The following is a 24,682-nucleotide window of genomic DNA, read 5'->3' on the forward strand; positions in this document are numbered from 1 at the left end:
GGCGCCTGCTAGTGATCGGGCAGGCTGACGATCGAAACCCAATAATGGTTCAGACCGCGCACCAGGCGCACAAATTCGTCGATGTCAATGGGCTTGACGATGTAGCCGGCGACGCTGCGCTCGTAGCTGGAGAGGAGGTCGCTCTCGGCGTCGGAGGTGGTGAGCACCACCACGGGGATGCTGACCAAATCTGGGTCTTGCTTGATGGAGGCCAAAAACTGGCGCCCATCCATGCGCGGCATGTTGAGGTCGAGCAAGATCAGGTCGGGCCGGGGTGCATCCGCAAAGCCAGCTTCACGGCGCAAAAAGGCGAAGGCCTCCACCCCATCGCGCACGTGGTGCAATTGGGCCAGCACCTTGCCCTCTTTGAAGGCGGTGCGCACCAAGTAGGCGTCGGCCGGTTCGTCTTCGACCAATAAAATCGAAATGGGGTGCGAAGCTGTCATGGTTGCAATTTTAATGGAAGCTCAATGACGAAACACGCACCGCCGTCCAATCCGTTTTCGATGCGCACACGGCCTTTGGCCGATTGCAGCATTTTGCTCGCCAAGGCCAAACCCATGCCGCTGCCCGGTATTTCGCTGCCGACCAGGCGCGAGAACAGATCAAAGACCTGCTGGCGGTACGGGGCGGGAATGCCGCTGCCGTTGTCGCTTAAGCTCAGGCGCGCCCAGCCGTTGGGCTGGCGCTCAAAGCGCACCTCGATCAGCAAAGACCGCTCGGGGTGGCGGTAGCGCAAGGCGTTGTCGAGCAAAATCTGGAATACCTCGCGCAGGCGCTGGCTGTCCATCGCCACCTGCAGGGTCTGCTCGGGCAGGCGCAGGGTGCAGCCGGCCAGCTCATCTTGCAAGGGCTCGAGCGCTGCGCGCAGCGCCGCCAGCGCGTCGGCGCCGGCTGCGTGCTCTGGGGGGGATTGATCCAGCAGCAGGTAGCGCTGCACATCGCGCACCAGGTTCGACAGGCGGCTCGATTGCTCGTCGATGAAGCGCAGCGCCTGGCGGCTGTCTTCGTCGAGCGCCAGCGCGGGCTTGTTCTGCAGGCGCTGCGCGAAACTGCGCAGCCGCCGCGTGGGCTCTAGGAAGTGGTGCGACAGCGCCTGGCCTAGGTGGGCAAGATCCTGGTTGTGCGCCTGCAGCGTTTGGCGTTCAGCCGCCAGCCCCTTGCGCTGGCGCAACACCAGCAGCAGCCAGACGATGGCCACGGCCTGCGCCAACACGGCCAGCAGCAGGGTGAGCACCTGCCAGCGCCGCGCGGCTTCGATTGTGGCGGTTTGTATGACCACCATCTCTTCCAACCGCTGCTTGTAGTGCCAAAGATCGACCGCTTGGTGGCGCCCGGGCGTGATGTCGTTGATGACCGAGACCAGCAAGGTGAGGTCGTTGAAGGCGTAGGGGTGCGTATAGACTTCGACCGTGCGCAGCTCGCCGCTGGCCAAGCGGTGCCTGAAGATGAAGAAGTTGCGCCCCTCAATGCTCGCCAGTTCGCGCTCGGCCGCAACCTGCTCGGGGGTAAAGGCGTTGATCTGCTGTATCGTCATCTGACGCAGCTGCTCCCTTGGATGGCCGTAAAAGCGCGCGGCTGCCGGGTTGGCATCCACGATTTTCCCACTGGCTGGGTTGATGATCAGCATCGGGTTGGCGTGGGTATTAAAGAAGTGCGCGAAGGTGGGGCCGCCCGGTAGAGCCCAAGCCGCGTTGGTGAATTGCCACAGCGCCCAGGCCAACAGCGGCCAAGCGAGGTATTTTTGCCATTTCGACTTCATGATTGAGGCTCCGCGTGCGCCGAATCAGGGCTTTGTGTAGGCAGGAAGAACACAAAGCGGCTGCCCTGCCCCAGTCCAGCCGACTCGACCCAGATGCGCCCGCCGTGGCGCTCGACGATTTTGCGCGCCAGCGCCAGCCCGATGCCGGTTCCCTCAAATTCGCTGCGGGTGTGCAGGCGTTGAAAGACGCGAAACAGGCGCTCGAACTGCCCTGGGTCGATTCCAATGCCGTTGTCGGCCACTTCGAAGCGCCAGCCCTGCTCATCGGGTGCGGCGCTGATTTCGATTTGCGGTGCGCGGTCTGGTGCGCGAAATTTGAGGGAATTGCCCACCAGGTTTTGCCAAAGGCGCGTGATTTCGTTGCGGCTGATAAGCAGTTCGGGCCAATGCCCCCGTACGCGAATTTGGGCCTGCGTCTCGGCGCTGAGTGGGGCGAGGAAGCGCAAGGCTTCATCAAGCACTTCGCGCATGGAGAGCGCTTCCATGGGCTCGCCTAAGCGCCCCACGCGCGAGTATTCGAGCAGCGCGACCAGCATCTGGTCCATGCGCTGTGCCGCCTGCGTGACAAAGCCCATCATCTGGCGCGTTTCCTCGTCGAGCCGATCGGCCAAGCGGCGCTCGAGCAACTGCACATAGCTGTTGATCATGCGCAGCGGCTGGCGCAGATCGTGCGAGGCCACGTAGGCGAACTGCTCCAATTCGGCGTTGGAGCGCGCCAAGTTGTCGGCGTGCTGCTGCAGCAAGCGCTCGGTTTGCTTGCGCAATGTCAGGTCGGTCCAGCCACACAAAATGCGCTGGTTGCTGCGCTGAGCGGCGTGCGGCTCCAGCGCCAGCAGCGTGAATTCCACCGCCACCAGGGCGCCGTCGCGCTGGCTCAAGTCCCAGTCCAGCCGCGTCACTTGGCCGTGCTGCACCGCATCGAGCACCGCTTGCACGCGCTGGCGCGAATCAAGGCCATCGCTTTGCTGCGGCGGCGAAATATCCCACGGCGTGCGGCCCAGCAATTCGTGCTCGTGCTCTAGGCCAAGCAGCGCCAGCGCAGCCCGGTTGGACTGCACGAAGCGCTGCTGATGGATGAGCAGCATGGGTTGCGGCCACAACTGTATCAACCGGTCCAGTGCGTCGCGCTGGCGCTGCAGCTCGCGCCGGTGCCACAAGCTAAAGCCCAGCAACGCGACGATGGCCAGAAAGCTCACCGCCAGCGCCAGCAGCGGATTTTTGTGGCGCTCCCACACATCGGCCCAAGTGAACTCGGGCGCGGCATCAAAGGGTGGCAGGCGCAGCGCGCGCGTCACGTCTTCGACTTCAATATAGACCTGCGGCGGTGCAAAGCCGGCGATTTGCGTGCCTTGCGTGACCGGGTGCCCGGGCGGCAGCAGCATCAAAGCCGCCGCCGCTCGCCGCGCCACGAGGGGATCGACCCGCTCCATGGCGGCAAAAGCCCACTCGGGGTAGAGCCGGGTCGAAACCAAAAAGGGAAAACCCGGGTGCTGCTGCGCGTGGATGACGTGCAGTTGCTGCGCCCGCAGCCGCCCTTCAAGCTTGAGCGCTTCGAGGATGCCGGTGCGCACAAAGCCGGCATCGGCCTGCCCGGTCAGCACCGCCTGCACCACCGCGTCGTGGTGCTCGAAGTGGGTGAAGGCAAAGTCGCGCTGCACATCAAAACCGGCTTGCAGCAGCTCGTAGGCCTGAATTTGGTAGCCCGCCAGCGTGCGCGGGGGCAGCGCCGCGATGCGTTGGCCTTCGAGGTCGGCCAGGGTGCGCAGATCGGTGCGTGCGGCGAGGGCGATGATCACGCCGCCCAGTTGCGTGGTTTGCTGCCCGTTGTCTTGGCGAATCAGCGTGGCCAGCAAGCCCGCCAGGGGGAACTGGCGGCGCACGATCATGTAGTGGCCGGGGCTGGTGAGCAAAAAGTCGATCTGCCCGCGTTCCAACGCCCGATTCAGGGCTGCGTCATCGAGCACGTGCAGCTGCACCTCGGCATTCAGTTGCTGCGCCAGGTAGTCTGCCAGGGGCTGGTGCTCTTGCTCCACCAGCGGCAGCGGCCGGGTGGCCAGCACCCCGAGCACAAAACGCTCGGTGGCCGAGGCCGCACCGGGGGCTGGGGCTGTGCCAGTCGCCGAAGCCCCAGCCAACAGCGGCAACAAGCACAACAAGCAGAGGTACAGCAGGCGGCGCATGGTCGGTGGGTGTTGCTGACTGCTGTTGGCTTGTGGTGCGTCTAGCCCACCCAGCGCCGCGCATTGCGCCAGATGCGCAGCCACGGGCTGGGGCCTTCGAGCGCGCCGCTGTGGCGTGGGTCGGTCCAGCTCAGTTGCAGGTTGCGAAACACGCGCTCGGGGTGGGGCATGAGCGCGGTGAAGCGCCCGCAGGCGGTGGTGACGCCAGTCAAGCCACCGGGGCTGCCATTGGGGTTGTAGGGGTAGGCCTCGGTGGCGGCGCCGTGGTGATTCACAAAGCGCAGCGCTGCAATGGCCTGCTCGGCGCTGCCGCGCTGGGCAAAGTTGGCATGGCCCTCGCCGTGCGCCACCGCAATGGGCAAGCGGCTGCCGGCCATGCCCTGGAAGAACAGGCTCGGGCTGGCTTGCACCTCGACCATCGAGAGCCGCGCCTCGAAGCGCTCCGACTGGTTGCTGGTGAAGCGCGGCCAGTCTTGCGCGCCGGGGATGAGGTCGGCCAGTTCGGCAAACATCTGGCAGCCGTTGCACACGCCCAGCCCGAAGGTGTCGGGGCGGCCAAAGAAGGCGCGGAACTGCTCGGCCAGCGCCGGGTTGAAGGTGATCGAGCGCGCCCAGCCGATGCCCGCGCCCAGCGTGTCGCCGTAGCTGAAGCCGCCGCAGGCCACCAGGCCTTTGAAATCTTGCAGGTGCGCGCGGCCGCTTTGCAAATCGCTCATGTGTACGTCGTGCGCCTCGAAGCCGGCCAGGTGGAAGGCGTAAGCCATTTCGAGCTGTGAGTTCACGCCCTGCTCGCGCAGAATCGCCACCTTGGGGCGCGCCAGGTTCAGGTAGGGAGCGGCCACGTCGTCGGCCGGGTCGAAGCTGAGCGCCAGGTGTAGGCCGGGATCGCCCGGCTGGCCAAGGGCGGCGTGTTCGGCGTCGGCGCACACCGGGTTGTCGCGCAAGCGGCAGATTTTCCAGCTCACGCTGTCCCAGACCTGCTGCAAGTCTTGCAGGCTGGAGTCGAAGACCTTGCGCGCGTCGCGCCAGATTTGCAGGCGCTGCTCGGGCGCTGCTTCGGCGGTGGTGGCTGCGGTGGTGGTGGCTGCGGTGGTGGCTGCGGTGGTGGCTGCGGTGGTGGCTGCGGTGGCGCTGGGCCAGGCCGGGCTTTGCACCTTGCCCACGAAGTGGCTGTGCGCGCCCAAGCCATGCGCGCGCAGCACCTGCATCACCTGGGTGCGCTCGGCGCTGCGCACTTGCAGCAGCACGCCGAGTTCTTCGTTGAACAGTGCCCGCAGGCTGCGCTCTTCGCGCCGCGCCGCCACCTGGGAGGCCCAGTTTTTGCTATCGCCCGCGTCCATGCGGCTGTCGCTCACGCCGTCGCCCTCAACCAGCAGGGCGTCGAGGTTGAGGGCCACGCCCACCTGGCCGGCAAAAGCCATTTCGGCCACCGCCGCCAGCAAGCCGCCGTCGCTGCGATCGTGGTAGGCCAGCAGCAGGCCTTGGGCGCGCAGGGCGTTGACGGCCTGCACCAGGCTGATCAGGTCTTGCGCCTGGTCGAGGTCGGGCACGGGGTCGCCGCTTTGCTCCAGGCACTGCGCCAAAATCGAGCCGCCCAGGCGCATTTGTCCCTTGCCAAGGTCGATCAGCAGCAAGGCGGTGTCGGGCTCGTGGGTTTGCAGTTGCGGTGTCAGGGTGCCGCGCACATCGGCCAAGGTGGCAAAGGCGCTCACCACCAGGCTCACGGGCGAGGTGACCTTGAGGGTTTGGCCCTCGGCGCGCCACTGGGTGCGCATGGAAAGGCTGTCTTTGCCCACCGGGATGCTTATGCCCAACGCCGGGCACAGCTCCAGCCCCACGGCGCGCACGCTGGCGTAGAGGTCGGCGTCTTCGCCCGGCTCGCCGCAGGCGGCCATCCAGTTGGCCGAGAGCTTGACGCGCCCGAGTTCGATCGGGGCCGCCAGCAGGTTGGTAATGGCTTCGGCCACCGCCATGCGCGCCGCCGCCGGGGCGTCGAGCGCGGCCAGTGGGCTGCGCTCGCCCATGCTCATGGCCTCACCGGCCACGCCGGCAAAGTCGGCCAGGGTGACGGCGCAATCGGCCACCGGCACCTGCCACGGGCCGACCATCTGGTCGCGGTGCGTCAGGCCGCCCACGCTGCGGTCGCCGATGGTGATGAGAAAGCGCTTGGAGGCCACGCTGGGGTGGCTGAGCACGCCGATCGCGCTGGCTTGCAGTTGCACCTCGCTCAGGTCGAGCTCGGTGCGCGGGCGCGGCAGCGTGTGCACCTCGCGCCGCATTTTGGGCGGCTTGCCGAGCAGCACGTCCAGGGGCATCTGGACTGGTGAAGGACTGGCCCTCACGCTTGCGCCTAGCGGCGCTGTGCTGCCCCCCTCCCCACCATCGCTGACGACCAGCTCGCGCGCCTCGGTTGCTACGCCCACCACGGCGAAGGGGCAGCGCTCGCGTTCGCAAAAGGCCTGGAACTGCGCCAGCGACTCGGGGGCGATGGCCAGCACGTAGCGCTCTTGGCTCTCGTTGCACCAGATTTCTTTGGGCGACAAGCCGCTTTCTTCCAGCGGCACGGCGCGCAAGTCGAAGTGGGCGCCGCGCCCGGCGTCGTTGACCAGTTCGGGGAAGGCGTTCGAGAGCCCGCCCGCGCCCACGTCGTGAATGAACAGGATCGGGTTGTGCGCGCCCAGCGCGGTGCAGTGGTTGATCACCTCCTGCGCCCGCCGCTCCAGTTCCGGGTTGCCGCGCTGCACCGAGTCGAAGTCGAGCTCGGCGGCGTTGGTTCCGCTGGCCAGGGAACTGGCGGCGCCGCCGCCCATGCCGATGCGCATCCCGGGGCCGCCCAGCTGGATCAACAGCGAGCCGGGCGCAAACTGCACCTTGTGCGTGAGCGCGGCGTCGATCTGGCCAATGCCGCCGGCAATCATGATCGGCTTGTGGTAGCCGCGCCGCACCCCGCCCACCACCTGCTCGTATTCGCGAAAGTAACCGAGCAGATTGGGGCGGCCGAACTCGTTGTTGAAAGCGGCCCCGCCCAGCGGCCCTTCGATCATGATCTGCAAGGGGCTGGCGATGTGCTCAGGCTTGCCCTCGGGCAGGTCGGCCCAGCCGCCCCAGAGCTTGGAGACGCTAAAGCCCGTGAGGCCCGCTTTGGGCTTGGCCCCGCGCCCGGTGGCGCCCTCGTCGCGGATTTCACCGCCGGCGCCGGTGGCGGCCCCGGCAAAGGGCGAGATTGCGGTGGGGTGGTTGTGCGTTTCCACCTTCATCAGAATGTGCTGTTCGGCGGTCTCGGTGGTGTAAACCGGCACCGCATCGGGCTGCGCCATGCGCGCCACGAAGCGCTCCAACTGGTGCCCCTGCATCACGGCGGCGTTGTCGGAATAGGCCACCACGGTGTGCTGCGGATTGCTTTGGTGCGTGTGGCGGATCATGCCAAACAGGCTGTGCGGCTGCGCCACGCCGTCGATCACGAATTCGGCGTTGAAAATTTTGTGGCGGCAGTGCTCGCTGTTGGCCTGCGCAAACATCATCAGCTCGACGTCGCTCGGGTTGCGCCCCAGCGCCTTGAAGGCCGCCAGCAGGTAGTCGATTTCGTCTTCGGCCAGCGCCAAGCCCCAGGCGCGGTTGGCCTGTTCCAGCGCGGCGCGGCCCGCGCCAAGCAGATCGACGTGCTCCAGCGGGGCCGGGGCCAGTTCGCTGAACAACTGCTGCGCCGCCTCGCGGGTGGCCAGCGCGCTTTCGGTCATGCGGTCGTGCAGCAGCGCCGCCGCCTGCTGCCACTGCGCGGGGTTCAGGCCGGCGCTGGAGCGGCCAAACAGGCCGGCGCGCAGTTGCAAATGGTATTCGGTGCAGCGCTCGACGCGGCGCACAGCAAAACCGCAGTTGCGCGCAATGTCGGTGGCCTTGGAGGCCCAAGGAGACACGGTGCCCAAGCGCGGCGTGACCACGACCAACACGCTGTCGCCCTTGCTGGGCTGGGGTTCGCAGGCCGGGCCATAGCGCAGCAGCGCCTGCCAGTCTTGCAGTTGCGCCGCGGTCAAGGGGGCGTCCGTGGCCACCCAATGCAGGTAGCGCGCCGACACGCCGACTATGGCCCCTGAGACGGCTTGCAGGCGGGGCAGGATTTGTTGGGCGCGAAAACGGCTGAGGGCGTCGCCGCCCTCGATTGGGGTCAGGTGTGGGGTCACGGTGTGGGCCAGGTGGGATGGGGTATTGGGGCTGATTTTACCGACCCACCGCGCCACCACCGGGCTTACTTGATGAGCGCCAGCAGCTCGCGAAATTGCGGGTGCTCGCAGTGTTGCAGCCACTCGAAGAGCACCATTTCGCTCGTCACCAGTTCCACGCCGTTGTTGGCCAAGCGGTCGAAGGCGGCGTCGCGGTCGCGCTCGCGCCGCGAACCGCAGGCGTCGGTGACGACCCAGACCTCAAACTCCTGCTCCAGCAGGCCGAGCGCGCTTTGCAACAGGCACACATGGGTTTCGCAGCCAGCGATGAGCACGGTTTGGCGCTCGGGCTCGGGCGCGGCGGCGGGTTTTTGCAGGTGCTTGGGCAGGCTGCGCGCGTTGCCCGCCAGTTTGGGCGCGGGCCGCTCGGGCGGGCGCAGGGCATCGAGCAGGTCCGACTCGCAGGCGCTGAAATGCATTTTGCTGAAGGTTTGCTGGCACAATGCGCGCAGCTCGGGTGCGTTGGGCCCTAGGCGGTTCGGATTTTGCTCCGTGCCCCAGACCGGAACACCCAGCAAGCGGGCGGCGCGCGCCAGCAGCACGGCACGCGCCAGCACCTCGTCGGCGTGGCCGATCACCGGCATCAGCTTGGCCTGGTAGTCCACCAGCACCAGTTGGCAATCATCAAGGTCGAGCAGCATGGTAACGGTCTCCGTCAGCGGATTACTTCAAATTTGAACCACAAACCATTGACAGCACAAAGCTTTGCTTATATTCTGCAAGCCATGAGCCAAATCAACGCATGCAATACCCTCCGTGCCAAGGCGGTGCATCGTCTGGCCGCCGTGGCGGTGTGGGCTGCCCTGATTGTGCCCGCACCCGCTCACGCCACCGATGCGCTGGCGGATTTTTTGCAGCAACAGGGTTTGGCGGCCCCGGCCAGCGCCCTCGTCTATCCCACAGCGCCAGCCCTCCCCATCGCACCCCATGCCGAACCTGCCGAGGCAGCCCCTGCTGCAAACGCAGACCGCCCCCAACGGCCCTTGCATTCCAGCCTGGTGGTGCATGCGCTGGGTTTTCTGGGGGTGCCGTACCGGCTGGGTGGCAACAGCGCCGAAGAAGGCTTTGATTGCAGCGGCTTTGTGCAGGCGGCGTTTCGCCAAGTCATGGGCTTGCAACTGCCACGGATTGCGCGCGAGCAGGCCCGCGCCACCGCCCCGATCGAGCGCAGCGAACTGGCACCCGGTGATCTGGTTTTTTTCAACACCCTAGGGCGGCGCTACAGCCATGTGGGCATCTACATTGGCGATTACCGCTTCGTGCATTCGCCGCGCAGCGGCGCGCGCATTCGCATCGAGCGCATGGACGTGCGCTTTTGGGCCACGCGCTTCAACGGCGCGCGGCGGGTGCCCGCCGAGGCGGCCACGGCCCGCGCGCCCGCCGCGCCGCCCGTGTCGATCGAACTGCTGGCGCTGCGCTAGGCACCCAGCGCGTCCCGCACATAAAAAAGCCGCCCGCAGGCGGCTTTTTAGGCATCCGTCCAAGCAGAACCCAACCCCCAAACAGGCCCCGTTCCGCTTAGGGATGGGCCCCGCCGATGGGGATGGGGGCTGCGCTCAGGCCGTCCGGGCGGCGTCGGCCTTCTTTAGCACCACGTACAACTCGTCCTTGAGGCGCAGTTTTTCCTTCTTCAGTGTCTCGATCTGATCGTGGCTGCCGGTTGCGATACCGGCCTCCATATTCTTGATGGTGTGGTCCAGATCGTTGTGCTTCTCGAACAGGCGGCTGAAGTGGTGGTCGCTCACCTTGAGCTCGGAAATCAGGTCGCGGTACTCTGGAAACATGCTTACTCCTTATCGTTGAAAAATAGCTGCTCAGGCCACATGGCCGCAGCTCCAGTGGCTACTGTAACCCAGTGTCAGGGCGCCTTGACGCAGTCGGCAAAGTAGGTCTTGCGCCCGTCTGCGCCCTCCTCGACCACCAGGCCGTGGATGTCGGTCTCGAAGCCGGGGCACTGCAAGGCAAAGTCGCGCGCAAACTTGAGGTAATCGACGATGCGGCGGTTGAACACCTCACCCGGTATCAGCAGCGGGATGCCGGGCGGGTACGGGGTGATGAGCGCGGTGGTGATGCGCCCCTCCAGCGCGTCGATCGGCACCCGCTCGGTGCGGCGGCGGGCGATCTGAGCGAAGGCGTCGCTGGGCTTCATGGCCGGGGTCAGGTCGCTCAGGTACATCTCGGTGGTCAGGCGCGCGATGTCGGACTTGGCGTACAGCTCGTGCACCATTTGGCACAGGTCGCGCAAGCCCATTTTTTCGTAGCGGCGCTGCTTGCGGCAGAACTCGGGCATGGTGCGCCAGAGCGGATGGTTGCGGTCGTAATCGTCCTTGAACTGCTGCAGAGCGGTGAGTAGGGTGTTCCAGCGGCCCTTGGTGATGCCGATGGTGAACATGATGAAAAAGCTGTAGAGGCCGGTTTTTTCCACCACCACGCCGTGCTCGGCTAGGTACTTGGTGACGATGCTGGCCGGAATGCCGCTGGTGGCAAAGTCGCCTTTCATGTTCAGCCCCGGCGTGAGCAAGGTGGCCTTGATCGGGTCCAGCATATTGAAGCCCGGCGCCATGTCGCCAAAGCCGTGCCAGGCGTCGCCACCGCGCAGCAGCGGCTGGCCGTCGGGGGTGGTGCGCTGCAAAATCCAGTCGTGGGCGCGGCCCACGCCCTCCTCGGCCAGCGCCTCGGGGCCCCAGACTTGGAACCACCAGTCGTCGTCGCCAAACTCGGCATCGACCTTGCGCATGGCGCGCCGGAAGTCCAGCGCTTCGGCAATGCTTTCTTCCACCAGCGCGGTGCCGCCGGGTGGCTCCATCATGGCGGCGGCCACGTCGCAACTGGCGATGATGCTGTACTGCGGGCTGGTGCTGGTGTGCATCAGATAGGCTTCGTTGAACAGGTGCCGGTCCAGCGGCGTGGTCTGCGAGTCTTGCACCAGCACGTGGCTGGCTTGGCTGATGCCGGCCAGCAGCTTGTGGATGCTCTGCGTGGAATAGACCACCGAATGCCGCGGCCGCCCGCGCTTGCGCCCCATGGCGTGGAAGGTGCCGTAAAAGGGGTGAAAGGACGCGTGCGGCAGCCAGGCTTCGTCGAAGTGCAGGTTGTCCACGTAGCCGTCGAGCATTTGCTTGATGGCTTCGGTGTTGTAGAGCACGCCGTCGTAGGTGGACTGCGTCAGCGTGAGGATGCGCGGCTTGACCGTCTGCGCATCGACCCCGGCCAGCAGCGGGTGCGCTTCGATTTTGGCGCGGATCGCGTCGGGCTCGAACTCGCTTTGCGGAATCGGGCCGATGATGCCCCAGTGGTTGCGCGTGGGCTTGAGGAACACCGGAATCGATCCGGTCATGATGATGCTGTGCAGCACCGACTTGTGGCAGTTGCGGTCCACCAGCACCACGTCGCCCGGTGCCACCGTGTGGTGCCAGACCATTTTGTTGCTGGTGCTGGTGCCGTTGGTGACGAAAAAGCAGTGGTCGGCGTTGAAAATGCGCGCCGCGTTGCGCTCGCTCTCACCGATGGCACCGTTGTGGTCCAGCAACTGCCCGAGCTCTTCGACCGAGTTGCAGACGTCGGCGCGCAGCATGTTTTCGCCAAAGAACTGGTGAAACATCTGCCCCACGGGCGACTTGAGAAAGGCCACCCCGCCCGAGTGGCCGGGGCAGTGCCAGCTGTAGGAGCCGTTTTCGGCGTAGTCGAGCAGCGCCTTGAAAAAGGGCGGCTGGATGCCCTCTAGGTAGCTCTTGGCTTCGCGGATGAGGTGGCGCGCCACGAACTCGGGCGTGTCCTCGAACATGTGAATGAAGCCGTGCAGCTCGCGCAAAATGGCGTTGGGCAGGTGCCGGCTGGTCTTGGTTTCGCCGTAGATGTAGATCGGCACGTCGGCATTTTTGCGCCGCACCTCGTCGATGAAGTGGCGCAGATTGAGCACCGCCGGGTCCAGGTCTGGCCCTGGGGTGAATTCCTCGTCGTCGATCGACAAAATAAAGGCGCTGGCGCGGCTTTGCTGCTGCGCAAACTGCGACAGATCGCCGTAGCTGGTGACGCCGACGACCTCGAAGCCCTCGCTCTCGATGGCTTGCGCCAGCGCACGAATGCCCAGACCCGAGGTGTTTTCGGAGCGGAAGTCTTCGTCGATGATGACGATGGGGAAGCGAAATTTCATAGCCCGCTAGTGTAGTGAGGGATTGTGTCGATTCAGCCGATCGAGGGGCGGTTGATGCCTGCCGACAGCAGATTTATTGGCACCAAAGCCAGTGATGGGTTATGCTGCAAGCCACACATCCCCTGCAACCAAGGACGTAAATGGCCGATTGGACCATCTGGTGGCTGCTCGCGGGCGCTGCCGTGGTGCTGGAACTCCTGACCGGCACCTTCTTTTTGCTCATGCTGGCCGTGGGGCTGGCAGCCGGTGCGCTGGCCGCGCACGCGGGGCTGGACTTCACCGGCCAATTGCTCAGCGCCGCGGCGGTGGGCGGCGGCGCGGTGGCGATCTGGCAGCGCTGGCGCGCGCGCCATCCGGCGCAGCCGCAAGCGGGGCACAACCCAAACATCAACCTCGACATCGGCCAGTCGCTCACGGTCGAGCACTGGCGCGCAGACGGCACGGCGCAGGTGCGCTACCGCGGTGCCGACTGGGCGGTGCAACTGCAAGGCGACCCGGCCAGCGCCCAGCCCGGGCGTCACACCATCGTCGCTTTGCAGGGCAATACTTTGCTGGTCAGCCCCAGCGCGGCTGCGCCGTCTGTGGCCAGCGAGTAGCACACACATCCAGCCCGGTGCCGCCATCCGTGGCTGCGCTTGGCGGGGCTTGAAACCGCATTTTTTTTGAGAGGAAATCTCCATGGAATTCATCGCCCTTGCCATCGTCATCGTCGCCATCGTGTTCGTCATCCGCTCCATCCAGGTGGTGCCGCAACAAAACGCCTGGGTCAAGGAGCGCTTGGGCAAATACGCCGGCACGCTCGGGCCGGGGCTGAACTTTCTGGTGCCCTTTGTTGACCGAGTGGCCTACAAGCACAGCCTGAAGGAAATCCCGATGGATGTGCCGGAGCAAATTTGCATCACCCGAGACAACACCCAGCTCAAGGTCGATGGGATTTTGTACTTCCAAGTCACCGACGCCATGCGCGCCAGCTACGGCTCCTCCAACTTCATGATGGGCATCACGCAACTGGCGCAAACCACGCTGCGCAGCATCATCGGCCGCATGGAGCTCGACAAAACCTTCGAAGAGCGCGACATGATCAACGCCCAGGTGGTCACCGCCGTCGATGAGGCGGCGCTGAACTGGGGCGTGAAGGTGCTGCGCTACGAGATCAAGGACCTCACCCCGCCGGCCGAAATTCTGCGCTCGATGCAGGCCCAGATCACCGCCGAACGCGAAAAACGCGCCCTCATCGCCGCCTCCGAAGGGCGCAAACAAGAGCAGATCAACATCGCCAACGGCGAGCGCGAAGCCTCCATCGCCCGCTCCGAGGGCGAACGCCAGGCCGCCATCAACCTGGCCCAAGGCCAGGCCTCCGCCATCCTGGCCGTGGCCGAAGCCTCGGCGCAAGCCATCGAGCGCATCGCGCGCGCCATCCGCACCGAAGGGGGCGAGGCCGCGGTGCAGCTCAAGGTGGCCGAAAAAGCCGTCGAAGCCTACGCCAAGGTGGCCACCGAGTCCAACACCACCCTGATCGTCCCCTCCAACATGAGCGAAGTGAGCAATCTGATTGGCTCGGCGATGCAGATGGTGCGCACGCTCAAGCCGGGGGCCTGAAAGCCGGGCCGGCGGCCCGTGCGTCGGCTGTGCGTCTGCTGTGCGTCTGCGGCTGCCAGTGTAGAATCCTAGGCTACCCGGAGAGATGGATGAGCGGTTTAAGTCGCACGCCTGGAAAGCGTGTGTGGGCTAACCCCCACCGCGGGTTCGAATCCCGCTCTCTCCGCCAGACCAGAAAATCCCATGGAAGTCAATCGGTTACATGGGATTTTTTAGCAAAAACGAGCCGCAACCCAGATCGCAGGTCGGTCAAGCCGCCGGGTTTGTGTTCTCCGCGCCGCTTGCTGCTGCCCTGTACGGAATCGTGCTGCCCAACATGCGCAGCACCCCGGCCGGATCGCGGTCAATCAGGTTCAGCAGCACCAATGCAGGGCCGTGCGGGCTGCGATCGCCGCGCTCCCAGTGGCGCAGCGTCGCGACAGATACGCCAAAGCGCGCCGCAAACTGGGTCTGAGTGAGACCAATCCGACCGCGCACAGCCGCCACATCAACTGCGACCGGGTGCCATATCTGCACCCCAGCCTGTTCGCCCTTGGCGTGACCGATGGCCTCGGTCAAACCTTGCCGAATGCTTTCGAATCCCTTGCCCATCACATTACCTTTCAAGCCAGATTTTTACCAAAACGCGCACCAGCCCGGCCAGCGTGTTGCGCTCGGCTTGGCTCAGATTCGCGCGCTCATTCTTTGCGAACATCGACAGCAGGTACAGCGGCATTGCTCCGCTGTGAAAGTAGTAGATGACGCCCACGCCGCCACTCTTGCCCCGGCCAGCCCGTGCCCAGCGCAGCTTGCGCACGCCACCCGTGCCTTCGAGCAGGTCTCCGGCCGCAGGGTGCTCGGCAAGGTAGTCCACGATGGCCCGGCGCTCGGCGTCCGCCAGCAGCCTGCTGGCCGTGCGCAGGTACTCGGGCAGTTCAGCAACAGTGAGCATGGGTGCAGTGTACTCCATTGGATTACCTTGTGGGGAATCGCACTGCTTCACCCCGCAGCACGGCTCTGATAGCTGGCACGAGCGCCACATGATCGCCCGGGAAATGACAACCATGCTGGGGGAAGCGTAAATTTACGAGGTAAGGCGTTTTTGCATTACCATACACGTCTTCAATCAGCGCATGTGAGGACACCGTGACCACACTGACCGTTACCGCACGCGGGCAAGTGACCTTCAGAAAAGACGTGCTGCATCACCTCGGCATCCGTCCCGGGGACAAGATCGAGCTGGATTTGCTGCCCGATGGCCGCGGTATGCTCAAGGCGGCCCGGCGCACCGCCACCATCGATGGCTTCGTTGGGCTGCTGGCGAACCGGACCACGAAGGTTGCCAGTCTGGAGGAAATCAACGAGGCCGCCGCGCAGGGCTGGGCTGGCAAACAATGAAGGTGGCCGTCGATACCAACGTGCTGGTGCGTGCGGTGGTGTGTGACGATCCCGCGCAAGCGCGCCGTGCCGCCCAGACCTTGGCCGATGCCGAATCGATTGCGGTCGCGCTCCCTTGCCTGTGCGAGTTCGTGTGGGTGCTGCTCAGGGTTTACGGCTTTCAACCCGCCGACGCTGCTGCCGCTATCCGCGCACTATTGGCCGCCGCCAATGTGCAGGTGAATCGGCCGGCCGTTGAGGCATGTCTGTCGGTGCTCGACGCAGGCGGGGATTTTGCCGATGGCGTGATCGCCTACGAGGGCCGTTGGCTAGGCGGAGAAACCTTTGTTTCCTTTGACCAACAAGCGGTGGCCCTGCTGACGGCTCTGGGGCACCGAGCACGGCTTTTGTAAATCGCAGCACCCCTGTTCATCTGCCGTTCATCCCAACTTCAGCGCCCGTTCATGCGTTTGTCATGCCCTGCCAAGCGGGCTGGGGTGAAATAGGTTTTGGGGCTGGGCGATTGGGTCGTGCCCCTTGTTGTCACTCCATACAAAGGACTTTCGCATGTTGAACCGCAACCTTCTGGTCGCCGCCCTTCTGGGCACCGGCTTGGCCTTTTCCTCGCTCGCCCATTCTCACGCAGCCGGGGCCGCTGCCGCCGCCACTGCGGCCACGCCTGCGGCTCAGGCTGCCACGGCGGCGCGCGCTACCCCAGCCCGCACCATCACCGAAGCCCAAGTGCTCGCAGCACAGCAGGCTTGGGGCCGGGCATTGGTGCAAATCAGCACCGATTTCGCCAGCGGCGGCCTTGCGCGCGCCACCGCCACCGCCTCGGCCGTGCTCGATGCCGCTTATGGCTACCAGATGGGCCCGGTGCTGTTCAAGCCCACCCTGACCACCGCCCCGCACACCTTTCGCACCACCCGCGAAGGCGCGCTGGCCTACTTCGTGGGCAACAACCCAGCCTTCCCGAACGACCGCGGCTTTGCCCTCAAAGGCTGGACCAACGTGGAAGTGCGCAACGCCGCCATGCTGATCCACGGCGACATCGCCAAGACCATGGGCAACGTGACGCTCACCAACCGCGACGGCACCCGCACCACGGTTGACAAAACCTGGGGCTACCGCCTTGACCCGCAAGGCAATCTGCGCATCGTGCTGCACCACTCCTCGCTGCCCTTCACCGGCTCCTGATCGGCCGTGTTGCTCAGCCGCCTGACCCTGGCTTTTGCGGTGCTGATACTGCTCAGCGCGGTGCAGGCGGCTTTTTCGGTGTGGGCGGTGCGCAGCGCCAGCGTGCAGTCGGCCCTGACCCGCGACGCACAGCAGATGCTGACCGAATACCAGGCGCTGGCGGCCAACAAGCAGCGTTTGCTGGTCTGGCTGGCGGGCACGGCCCTGACCGGCCAAGGCAGTGTGGAGCAGCGCGCTCTGCTGCTGCGCGAGATGGACCGGTCTTTGGGCGAGCTCGAGCGCTTGCAAACGCAACCCGGGGTGCAACCCATCCCGCTGCTGCGCGCCAATTTTGCGGCCATGCAAGCCTACGTGCTCCAAGCCAGCGCTGCCCCCGCACGCAGCCCGGCTTCGGATCACGCCCTGATGTGGTTACAAGCGGCCACGGTGTTTGACCACCACGGCGGGCGCGACATGCGCCAGGTGCTGGCCGCCGCCATCGCGCAACAGCGCCACGCCACCGAACAGGCCATGGCGCAACAAAAGCAGACCCTGACCACCCTGCAACGCTCCAGCATCGGGCTGTTGCTGCTGTCGGTGCTGTGGGGCTCGCTGGCAGCTGCCTACTTCGTGCGTCGGCTGCATCGACCGTTTCGGCAGCTGCTGCTTTCGACCGAAGCGCTGGCCGAGGGCGACTACCGGCAGCGCCGGCTCAGCCCGCATGCCGACGAATTTGGCCAGATCGGGCAGCAGTTGAACGCGCTGGCCTTGCAACTCGATGCCAACCGGCGCCAGAGCGAGGCCCTGCGCGCCGGGCTCGATGCCGCCGTGGCCGAGCGCACCCAGGCCCTGATGCGCAGCCACGAGGCGCTGCTCAAAGCCGATGCGCGGCGGCAGCAGTTTTTTGCCGAAATCAGCCACGAGTTGCGCACCCCGGTCACGGTGATCCGGGGCGAGGCCGAAATCGCACTGCGCAGCGGTGGGCGCGGGCAAGGGCCCGATGCCGAAGCACACATCGAGGCGCAACAGGCCGTTTACCGCAGCGCCCTCGAGCGCATCGTCCAGGCGGCGGGTGCGCTGGGCCAGCGGGTGCAGGAGCTGGTGCGGCTGGCCCGCTCGACTGCCAGCGCGCAAAGTTATGCCTTTGCACCCGTGCCCGTGCGCGCCGTGGTGCACGGGGCGCTGCTCCAAATGCAGGCCATCGCCTCGCATCGGGGCATCGAACTGCGCGATGCGGCCACTGTTGCTGCCAGCGATTGCCTGCTCGACGCCGACCTCGACAAATTGCAGCAGGCGCTGGTGATCGTGCTCGATAATGCGGTGCGCTACAGCGCCGCCGGCAGCCAGGTGCAGATCGAGGCCGAGCCCGATGTGGCGGCGCAGTGCCTGCGCATCGGCATCAGCGACAGCGGCATGGGCATAGACCCCGAACAAGCCGAACAGGTGTTCGAGCCCTATTTTCGCAGCGACGCGGCGCGCCAGCGCAGCCCCGAGGGTCTGGGGCTGGGCTTGTCGATCGCGCGCGCCATCGTGCTGGCGCACCGGGGCAGCATAGTCATCGAAGCCTTGGCCGCCGGTGGCAGCCGCGTCACCATCGAGTTGCCGCTGGCCGTTGCCTCTGCAGTCGTTTAGGACGCTCCAAAACTGCTGCCCAACCTAGGCAATCCCGCCGCGACACCTCCCCCAGCCACTGAAACCCAGCCACCCCACCTTTCCAACCGCCACCACCATGTACTTGCTGATCGTGGAAGACGACGACCGGGTAGCCGATTTTCTGCGCCGGGGCCTGGCCGCCGAGGGCTACCAAACCCAGCGCGTGGCCAATGCCGAAGAGGCGCTGCTGCGCCTGCGCCAGCACCCCTGCGACCTGCTGCTGCTCGACCTGATGCTGCCGGGCATGAGTGGCATCGAGCTGTGCCAGCGGCTGCGCGCCGAGCGCCTGCAAATGCCGGTGCTCATGCTCACCGCGCTGGACGGGGTGGAGGACCGGGTCACGGGCTTGCGCTGCGGGGCCGACGACTATCTGGGCAAGCCCTTTGCCTTCGATGAACTGCTGGCGCGCATCGAGGCGCTGCTGCGCCGCCCATCGGTGCTGGCTCAGAGCGCGCGCACGCTGCAGGTGGCCGACTTGCTGTTCGACCGCGACCAGATGCAGTGCTGGCGCGCCGGCCGAACCCTGAACCTGACGGCCAAGGAGCTGGCGCTGCTGGAGCTGCTCATGAGCGCGCCCGGGCGCCTGTTCAGCCGCGAGCGCATATTGGCCAACGTCTGGGGCAGCTACGAAGACCCACTCACCAACGTGGTCGAGGTCTATATCCGGCGCCTGCGCGCCAAGATCGATGAGGGGCACGCACTGGCCCTGATCAAGACCGTGCGCGGTCTGGGCTACCGGCTCGACGCCGTTGCGGCGACAACAGCGCCTAACTCATAAGCAAAACCGGCGTTGTACACTGCCCGCACTGCGCCCGCACCGGGTGCCCTCCTCCTAACCCCCAGCATGCTCACCGACGCCACACCGCACCGATCTTCCATTGCACCCTATGAAGCGCCCTTGGCCCACGTGCCGGGCAGTGTGTATTTCTGGTGGGCGTTTTTCGCCTTGGGCGTGGTGGCCTTGGGCTCGGGTTTGTGGGGGTTGGTGTGGCGCCGCGTGCGCCGGCGCCGTTTGCGCGCCGATCTGGCGCAATGGCCCAGCCAAGCCGATCGGGCCGTTCAAGCGCGTTTTTTGATCGAACTGGTGCGCCACCACCGGCTCAAACCCGCAGCGCAATGGGTCGAGGCGGTGGATCAGGCCGGCCAAAGCGAGGTCTGCACAGACCACGGAGATGATTCCGATCTCAACCCGCTGCTGGCCCTGCGCGACGCCGTCCATGAGATGGAGTACGTGGACTAGGTCCCCACACAAACCAGCCTAGGTCTAAGCCACGCCCGCCCGCACGCTGTTGCGGCCGGCTTTTTTGGCGCGGTACAGGTTGTGGTCGGCTTCGCGCAGCAAATCGTCGGCGCCGTGCATCAGGTCGAGTCGGGCGCAGCCCACGCCGATGCTGACCGTCACCGCCGGCCAGGCGGCCCCAGTAACACCGGGCTGGGTTTCTTGGTGCACGCGCTGGCGCAATAGCTCGGCCAGGTGCAGGGCGCCGTACTCGTCGGTATCGGTCAGCAGGCAGACAAACTCCTCGCCCCCGTAACGGGCTACGAGGTCGGTCGGGCGCTGCAGGCCGCTGGCCAAGGCAGCCGCCACCCGGCGCACACAATCGTCGCCGTTTTGGTGGCCGTGCGTGTCGTTGAAGCGCTTGAAGTGGTCGACGTCGATCAGCAGGGCGCTCAGGGGCGCACCGCTGCGCTGGCTGCGCGCCCACTCGATCGCCAGCCGTTCGTCAAAATGGCGCCGGTTGGCGATGCCGGTCAGACCGTCGAGAAACACCCAGCGGCGCAGCAAATCGCCCTGGCGCTTGAGCGTGAGGTGGGTTTTGACACGCGCGCGCACCACTTTGGTGTTGAACGGTTTGCCGATGAAATCGACCGCCCCCACGTCGAGGCCGTGGGCTTCGGAATCGGGGTCGGAGTTGGCGGTCAGGAAGATCACCGGGATGTCGTGCGTAAGCTCGTCGGCTTGCAGGCGCTGGCAGACCTCGAAGCCGTCCAAGCCCGGCATGACCACGTCGAGCAAGATCAGGTCGGGCTGCTGCTGGCGCGCGATTTCAAGCGCCTTGAGGCCATCGGTGGCGGCAAACACCTGGTGATCCGAAGCGAAGACGCGATAGAGCAGTTGCACGTTGACGGGCTGATCATCGACCACCAGCAGGCGCGGCCGGCGTTCGAGTGCATCCCCCAACGGGGTTCCAGGTGGCAAGGTTTGAGCAAGATCCATTAGGCAGGATTTTCATCCAAGTAAGCGTCGCATATGGCCAAGGCAGCAGAAAAATCAAGGTTCTGTACGGCTTGCAGCAACAGGGGCAGGCGTTCGCCCAAGGCGCCGGCATGTGGTGGGGCCAATTGCTGGGCCAAATCCAGCGCCTGCATATCGAACGCGAGCAAGCAAGCGCGCAGCCGCTGCAAGGCTTGGTGCAGCGCTGGGTCGGGTTGCGCGTTGGCCACGGGGGGCTGCAGCGGCGTTTGCTGCGGCGCAGCCGCGAAGGCGGGCTGTGTCAGGGCCTGCTGCAGCGCGGCAGCGGCGCCATCCAGGGCATCGAGCAAGGCCGCCAAGCTGGGCTCGGCCGCGCCCGGGCGCTGGCCAGCACCGGGCTGGGCCTCGGCAAAGGCCGCTTCGGCACGCGCCGCAGCCTGCGCCAGCGCTTGCGCCCCGACCGTGGCCGCCAAGCCCTTGAGGGTGTGGAGCTCGCGCACCGCCTCTGCTTGCGCGGGCGGCTGCCCTGAGGCCAGCCAGCCGCGCACCGCGTGGGCGTAGCGAGGCAAATCCGCAACCACTTTTTGCGCCACCTGGCTATACAAATCGTGCTGGCGCCCCATGCGCGACAGCGCCGCATCGAGGTCCAGCACCGGGGCGGTGGCGTTGGGTGCTGCTGCAGGTGCCAGCCCCTTGGGCCGCAGACGGGCCTCTGGCACGGCCAGCGCCTCGCCCCCCACCCAGTGGCGCAGCAGGGCCACCAACTGGTCGAGCTCAAACGGCTTGCCGATGTGATCCACCATGCCGGCCTCTAGGCAGGCTTGGCGGTCGCTCTCCATGGCGTTGGCGGTCATGGCGATCAGCGGCGGGCAGTGCGGGCCCAGCCCGGCGCGCAGCAGGCGGCTGGCCGTCAGGCCATCCATTTCGGGCATCTGCAAATCCATCAGCACCGCATCAAAATCGACTGGTGCGGGGTGGGCGGGCGCGCAGTCGTGCTCGTCGAAACCGAGTTGACGCAAGGCGGCGCGGCCGTGATCGGCCAGCGTCACGAGGGCGCCTTCGCCTTGCAAGAGCTCGAGCGCGATCTGCTGATTGATGCGGTTGTCTTCGACCACCAGCAGGCGCAGGCCCGGCAGGCGCTGCGCAGGGTCCGGGCTGGCCACGCTGCTGGGCAGGGGAGCGTGCGCCGCTTGCAGCTGCACCTGCTCCAGTGCCAGGCGCAGCATCGGGGACGTCACGGGTTTGACCAGTTGCACCGCGTGGCCCATATGGTCTGGTGCGCCTGCGGCCCCCCCTGCCCCCAGCAGGTCGCGGCCGTGCGCAGTGAGCCAAATCAGTTTGGGGCATAGCGGGGCCGGCACGGTCTGGCGCAGGCGCTCGATCGGGGCAAGATCGGTGGGTTCAAAAAACGAGCCATCGACCACTGCCACATCAAAGCCCGCAGGGTGGGGGGCGCCTTCTGGAGCGTTTGGATCCAAGGGTTGCAGCAGCAACTGCAAGGCTTGCATGGATTCGGCATCGGCCCCAAAAGCCAAGCAGTCGCAACCCAAATCGGTCAGCATGCGCTGCAGCAAAGCGCGCGCGGGTTGGTAGCTGTGCAGCAGCAGCACGCGCCAGCGGGGCAAGGGTCCCGTGGTAGGCATGGCCTCGGGCGCTTCGGTGGGCAGCGGAAAATGCAGCGTAAAGCTAAAAATGCTGCCGCGCCCGGGCACACTCAAAAGCTGAATATCGCTGCCCATCAGGCGCAGCAAGTGGCGGCTGATGGGCAGCCCCAGTCCGGTGCCGCCAAAGCGGCGCGTGGTCGAGCCTTCGGCTTGGGTAAAGCCGCTGAATATTTTTTCTTGGTGCTCGGTGGCAATGCCGATGCCGGTGTCACGCACCGTGACCTCGAGCGCGACTTGCTGTGCCGTCTGGTGCAACAGCTCGATTTTGAGCCGCACCTCGCCCTGCGGGGTGAACTTGATGGCGTTGCTGATCAGGTTGAGCAGCACTTGGTGCAGGCGCAGGTCGTCGCCCACCAACCGGTCAGGAATTCGCGGATCGACATCGAACAACAGCTCCAGCGGCTTGCTGCCCAGATTGACCGACAGCAGGGTCGAGAGGTTTTGCAGCAACTCGTCCAAAGCAAAAGGACGCGGGTCGAGCGCCATGCGTCCGGCCTCGATTTTGGAGAAGTCCAAAATGTCGTTGATCAAGCCCAACAGCGCCCGGCTGGCCCCTTCGGCCTTGAGGGCGTAATCGGCCTGGCGCGGATTGAGCCCGGTTTTTTTGAGCAAAGCCAGCATGCCCAGAATGGCGTTCATGGGGGTGCGGATTTCATGGCTCATATTGGCCAGAAACTGGCTCTTGGCGGCGCTGTTGGCCTCGGCCATTTCCTTGGCGTGGGTGAGCGCCGCCCGTTGCGCCTGGCGCTGCGCCTCGCGTTCGGTGATGTCTTGGATGGCCCCGATCACCTGCACCACCTGCTCGGCCTGCATCTGCGCCTCGCCCACCACATGCACGCGGCGCGCCTGCCCGCTGGCTGTCAGCAGATCGAGCTCCATGTCGATCGGCTGTGCGGCCTCGAAGGCCTGCTGCAAACCGGCCTCGAACTGCGCCCGTGCAGGCTGCGGACAGTGCGCCAGCGCTTGTTCCAGCGACGGTTGCTGCCCCTCGGGCAGTTCGTGAATGCGAAAGGTCTGCGCCGTCCATTCCAGCCGCATGCCCTCGCGGTGCACCATCCACCCCCCCACGCCAGCAATGCGCCCCGCGTTGTCCAAGAAGGCGCGGCTGGCCAGCAGCTGCGCCTCTTTGCGGCGCAAGTCGGTCACGTCCTGCATGATGCCGACCATGCGGCCGCGCTCGTTGCCCTCGCTCTCGGTCACCAGCCCAACCGATTTGAGGTGACGAATTTCACCCGAGGGCCAGCAGACCCGGAACTCGGCCTCGTAGTGCTTACCCCACTGCATCACATCCACCAGCAGCGCGTGCGTGTGCAACAAGTCGGCCGGGTGTACGCGCTGGCGCCACAGGCGGCGCAGCTCGCTCGAGGGCAGATCCTCCTCGATGGCAAAGTGCTCGCGCATCTGCCGGTTCCAGACCACATCGCCGCTGACCACGTCGATTTCCCAAACCCCGAGCTGCGCGCTGCGCGCCGCCAGCCGAAAGCGCTCGTTGGCGCGTTGCAACTCGACCTCGACCAGCTTGCCCGGCGTCACGTCGGTGTGTGTGCCAGCCATCCAGATCGGGCGCCCGTCTGGGCTGGTGCTGATGACCTTGCCGCGCGAATGCACCCAGACCCAATGCCCAAGGCGGTGGCGCAGGCGAAACTCGGACTCGAAAAACGGGCTGTCGCCGTTGAGGTGGGTTTCGATCAACTGCATGGTGCGCGTGAGGTCGCCTGGCTCCACGCGTTCGCTCCACCAGACCACCGTCAGGTGCTCGCTTTCTTGCCCCTCGTGGCCGATCATGGCCATCCAGTTGCGGTTGACCTGCAACTCCCCCGTTTCCACATTCCAGCGCCAGGTTCCGACTTGGGTGCCTTCGATCACCCCCACCAGTTCTTCGCGCTCGAGCATCAGTTGCTGCTCGATGCCTTTGCGCTGGCTGATGTCGAGCAAAATGCCAGCAATCAGCGCGGCCCGGCCATCGGAGTGGCGGCGCTGAATGCTGCTGCGGCTCAAAACCCAAACCCAGTGCCCTTGGGCGTGGCGCAAGCGAAACTCGACTTCATTGAGCGGCTGCTGCGCCGTCAGTTGCAGTTGCTGTACCTGCTGCACCCGCTGGCGGTCGTCGGGGTGCATGCGCGCCAACAGGTGCTCGGCCGAGCCCTGTAAGCTGCTCGGCCCTTCGCCCAGCATGGCGGCATACTGTTCGTCCACGGCCAGCAAGTCTTGATCGACCTGATAAGTCCAGGTGCCGGCGCCGGTGCCGCTCAAAATCAGGTGCAGCCGCTCGCTTTGTTCGCGCAAGCGCGCCTCGGCCAGTTTGCGCTCGGTAATGTCTTGTTGCAGTGAAATGTAGCCGGTCAAACGGCCCGCGGCATCGCGCACGGGCTGTATTTCCAGCGCCACCCAGTAGCCGCGGCCATCTTTGCGGCGGTTGAGCAGTTCGCCCTTGAACGGCGCCTCGTCGCGCAAGGCCTGCTTGAGTTGCGCCAGCACGGCGGGGTCGGTTTGCCCAAACTGCAACAAGCGGCCCGGGCTCTGGCCCAGGATTTCGGACAGGCTATAGCCCGAAATGCACTCAAAGCCGTGGTTGACCCATTCGATGCGCCCGCGCACATCGGTCACCACCACCGCGGTGTCGGCGTGCGTGGCCAGCATCGACAGGGCGCTGGCGGGATGGGTGGGATCGAGATTCGAAGCCAAATCTAAAAGATCCAAAATGGGGTGGGCGACCCGTTGCAACGGG

20 protein-coding genes and 1 tRNA gene are annotated in these 24,682 nt (G+C 65.7%); 10 read left to right on the forward strand and 11 right to left on the reverse strand.

Annotation, left to right across the window (positions count from 1 at the left end):
• Positions 1 to 8: 8 nt before the first annotated feature.
• The 5 genes from SRAA_RS05165 to SRAA_RS05185 all read right to left on the reverse strand — a co-directional run bounded on the left by SRAA_RS05165 (position 9) and on the right by SRAA_RS05185 (position 8,800).
• Positions 9 to 446 carry a response regulator gene (locus SRAA_RS05165; RefSeq protein ID WP_144318709.1) on the reverse strand — a complete coding sequence of 146 codons (438 nt, stop codon included), beginning with the start codon at positions 444 to 446 and terminating at the stop codon, positions 9 to 11.
• On the reverse strand, positions 443 to 1,762 hold the full coding sequence (locus tag SRAA_RS05170) for an ATP-binding protein (protein ID WP_045531331.1): 1,320 nt from the start codon (positions 1,760 to 1,762) through the stop codon (positions 443 to 445). The genes SRAA_RS05165 and SRAA_RS05170 overlap by 4 nt, the downstream gene beginning before the upstream one ends.
• On the reverse strand, positions 1,759 to 3,942 hold the full coding sequence (locus tag SRAA_RS05175) for a PhnD/SsuA/transferrin family substrate-binding protein (protein ID WP_045533317.1): 2,184 nt from the start codon (positions 3,940 to 3,942) through the stop codon (positions 1,759 to 1,761). The genes SRAA_RS05170 and SRAA_RS05175 overlap by 4 nt, the downstream gene beginning before the upstream one ends.
• Before the next feature lie 41 nt (positions 3,943 to 3,983).
• Positions 3,984 to 8,120, reverse strand: a complete 4,137-nt coding sequence (purL, locus tag SRAA_RS05180) for a phosphoribosylformylglycinamidine synthase (protein WP_045533319.1) — start codon at positions 8,118 to 8,120, stop codon at positions 3,984 to 3,986.
• A gap of 65 nt (positions 8,121 to 8,185) precedes the next feature.
• Complete coding sequence (locus SRAA_RS05185; protein WP_045531332.1) at positions 8,186 to 8,800, reverse strand: isochorismatase family protein; 615 nt, start codon at positions 8,798 to 8,800, stop codon at positions 8,186 to 8,188.
• Positions 8,801 to 8,884: 84 nt separating this feature from the next.
• On the opposite strand from SRAA_RS05185, the gene SRAA_RS05190 reads away from it, so the two are divergent.
• Positions 8,885 to 9,580, forward strand: coding sequence for a C40 family peptidase (locus tag SRAA_RS05190; protein WP_082039923.1), 696 nt, complete (start codon positions 8,885 to 8,887; stop codon positions 9,578 to 9,580).
• Between the two features lie 135 nt (positions 9,581 to 9,715).
• On the opposite strand, the gene SRAA_RS05195 is transcribed toward SRAA_RS05190, so the two are convergent.
• Positions 9,716 to 9,943, reverse strand: a complete 228-nt coding sequence (locus SRAA_RS05195) for an HP1242/YdcH family protein (protein WP_045531333.1) — start codon at positions 9,941 to 9,943, stop codon at positions 9,716 to 9,718.
• A 74-nt stretch (positions 9,944 to 10,017) separates the two neighbouring features.
• Positions 10,018 to 12,312, reverse strand: a complete 2,295-nt coding sequence (locus SRAA_RS05200; protein ID WP_045531334.1) for an arginine/lysine/ornithine decarboxylase — start codon at positions 12,310 to 12,312, stop codon at positions 10,018 to 10,020.
• A gap of 140 nt (positions 12,313 to 12,452) precedes the next feature.
• Between SRAA_RS05200 and SRAA_RS05205 the strand changes: the two genes are divergently transcribed.
• The 3 genes from SRAA_RS05205 to SRAA_RS05215 all read left to right on the forward strand — a co-directional run bounded on the left by SRAA_RS05205 (position 12,453) and on the right by SRAA_RS05215 (position 14,080).
• Positions 12,453 to 12,908: an NfeD family protein gene (locus tag SRAA_RS05205; protein ID WP_045531335.1), complete on the forward strand. Its 456-nt coding sequence runs from the start codon at positions 12,453 to 12,455 to the stop codon at positions 12,906 to 12,908.
• Between the two features lie 82 nt (positions 12,909 to 12,990).
• Positions 12,991 to 13,911 (forward strand): SPFH domain-containing protein, encoded by a 921-nt coding sequence (locus SRAA_RS05210; protein WP_045531336.1) that lies wholly within the window; start codon positions 12,991 to 12,993, stop codon positions 13,909 to 13,911.
• Positions 13,912 to 13,990: 79 nt separating this feature from the next.
• A tRNA-Ser gene (locus tag SRAA_RS05215) sits at positions 13,991 to 14,080 on the forward strand.
• Positions 14,081 to 14,160: 80 nt separating this feature from the next.
• Here the strand turns inward: SRAA_RS05215 and SRAA_RS05220 are convergent.
• Positions 14,161 to 14,517: a helix-turn-helix domain-containing protein gene (locus SRAA_RS05220; RefSeq protein WP_231849340.1), complete on the reverse strand. Its 357-nt coding sequence runs from the start codon at positions 14,515 to 14,517 to the stop codon at positions 14,161 to 14,163.
• Positions 14,507 to 14,842, reverse strand: a complete 336-nt coding sequence (locus SRAA_RS05225) for a type II toxin-antitoxin system RelE/ParE family toxin (RefSeq protein ID WP_045533322.1) — start codon at positions 14,840 to 14,842, stop codon at positions 14,507 to 14,509. Before SRAA_RS05225 ends, SRAA_RS05220 begins: the two co-directional genes overlap by 11 nt.
• Before the next feature lie 194 nt (positions 14,843 to 15,036).
• Between SRAA_RS05225 and SRAA_RS05230 the strand changes: the two genes are divergently transcribed.
• The 6 genes from SRAA_RS05230 (at position 15,037) to SRAA_RS05255 (ending at position 19,336) form a co-directional block, all read left to right on the forward strand.
• On the forward strand, positions 15,037 to 15,288 hold the full coding sequence (locus SRAA_RS05230) for an AbrB/MazE/SpoVT family DNA-binding domain-containing protein (protein WP_045531338.1): 252 nt from the start codon (positions 15,037 to 15,039) through the stop codon (positions 15,286 to 15,288).
• Entirely contained in the window at positions 15,285 to 15,680 is a 396-nt protein-coding gene (locus SRAA_RS05235) for a type II toxin-antitoxin system VapC family toxin (protein ID WP_045531339.1), read from the forward strand. The genes SRAA_RS05230 and SRAA_RS05235 overlap by 4 nt, the downstream gene beginning before the upstream one ends.
• Before the next feature lie 154 nt (positions 15,681 to 15,834).
• Entirely contained in the window at positions 15,835 to 16,464 is a 630-nt protein-coding gene (locus SRAA_RS05240) for a hypothetical protein (RefSeq protein WP_231849341.1), read from the forward strand.
• 6 nt (positions 16,465 to 16,470) lie between these two features.
• Positions 16,471 to 18,075 (forward strand): sensor histidine kinase, encoded by a 1,605-nt coding sequence (locus SRAA_RS05245; protein ID WP_045531341.1) that lies wholly within the window; start codon positions 16,471 to 16,473, stop codon positions 18,073 to 18,075.
• Positions 18,076 to 18,172: 97 nt separating this feature from the next.
• Positions 18,173 to 18,874, forward strand: a complete 702-nt coding sequence (locus SRAA_RS05250; RefSeq protein WP_045531343.1) for a response regulator transcription factor — start codon at positions 18,173 to 18,175, stop codon at positions 18,872 to 18,874.
• Positions 18,875 to 18,940: 66 nt separating this feature from the next.
• Complete coding sequence (locus SRAA_RS05255) at positions 18,941 to 19,336, forward strand: hypothetical protein (protein WP_045531344.1); 396 nt, start codon at positions 18,941 to 18,943, stop codon at positions 19,334 to 19,336.
• 24 nt (positions 19,337 to 19,360) lie between these two features.
• Here SRAA_RS05255 and SRAA_RS05260 read toward each other — a convergent pair whose 3' ends face one another.
• Both SRAA_RS05260 and SRAA_RS12035 read right to left on the reverse strand, forming a co-directional pair.
• Positions 19,361 to 20,278, reverse strand: coding sequence for a diguanylate cyclase (locus SRAA_RS05260; RefSeq protein WP_231849342.1), 918 nt, complete (start codon positions 20,276 to 20,278; stop codon positions 19,361 to 19,363).
• 35 nt (positions 20,279 to 20,313) lie between these two features.
• On the reverse strand, positions 20,314 to 24,639 hold the full coding sequence (locus tag SRAA_RS12035) for a PAS domain-containing hybrid sensor histidine kinase/response regulator (protein WP_171820221.1): 4,326 nt from the start codon (positions 24,637 to 24,639) through the stop codon (positions 20,314 to 20,316).
• Positions 24,640 to 24,682: the final 43 nt, after the last annotated feature.

The organism is Serpentinimonas raichei (genome assembly GCF_000828895.1).
Classification (GTDB): Bacteria; Pseudomonadota; Gammaproteobacteria; order Burkholderiales; family Burkholderiaceae_C; genus Serpentinimonas; species Serpentinimonas raichei.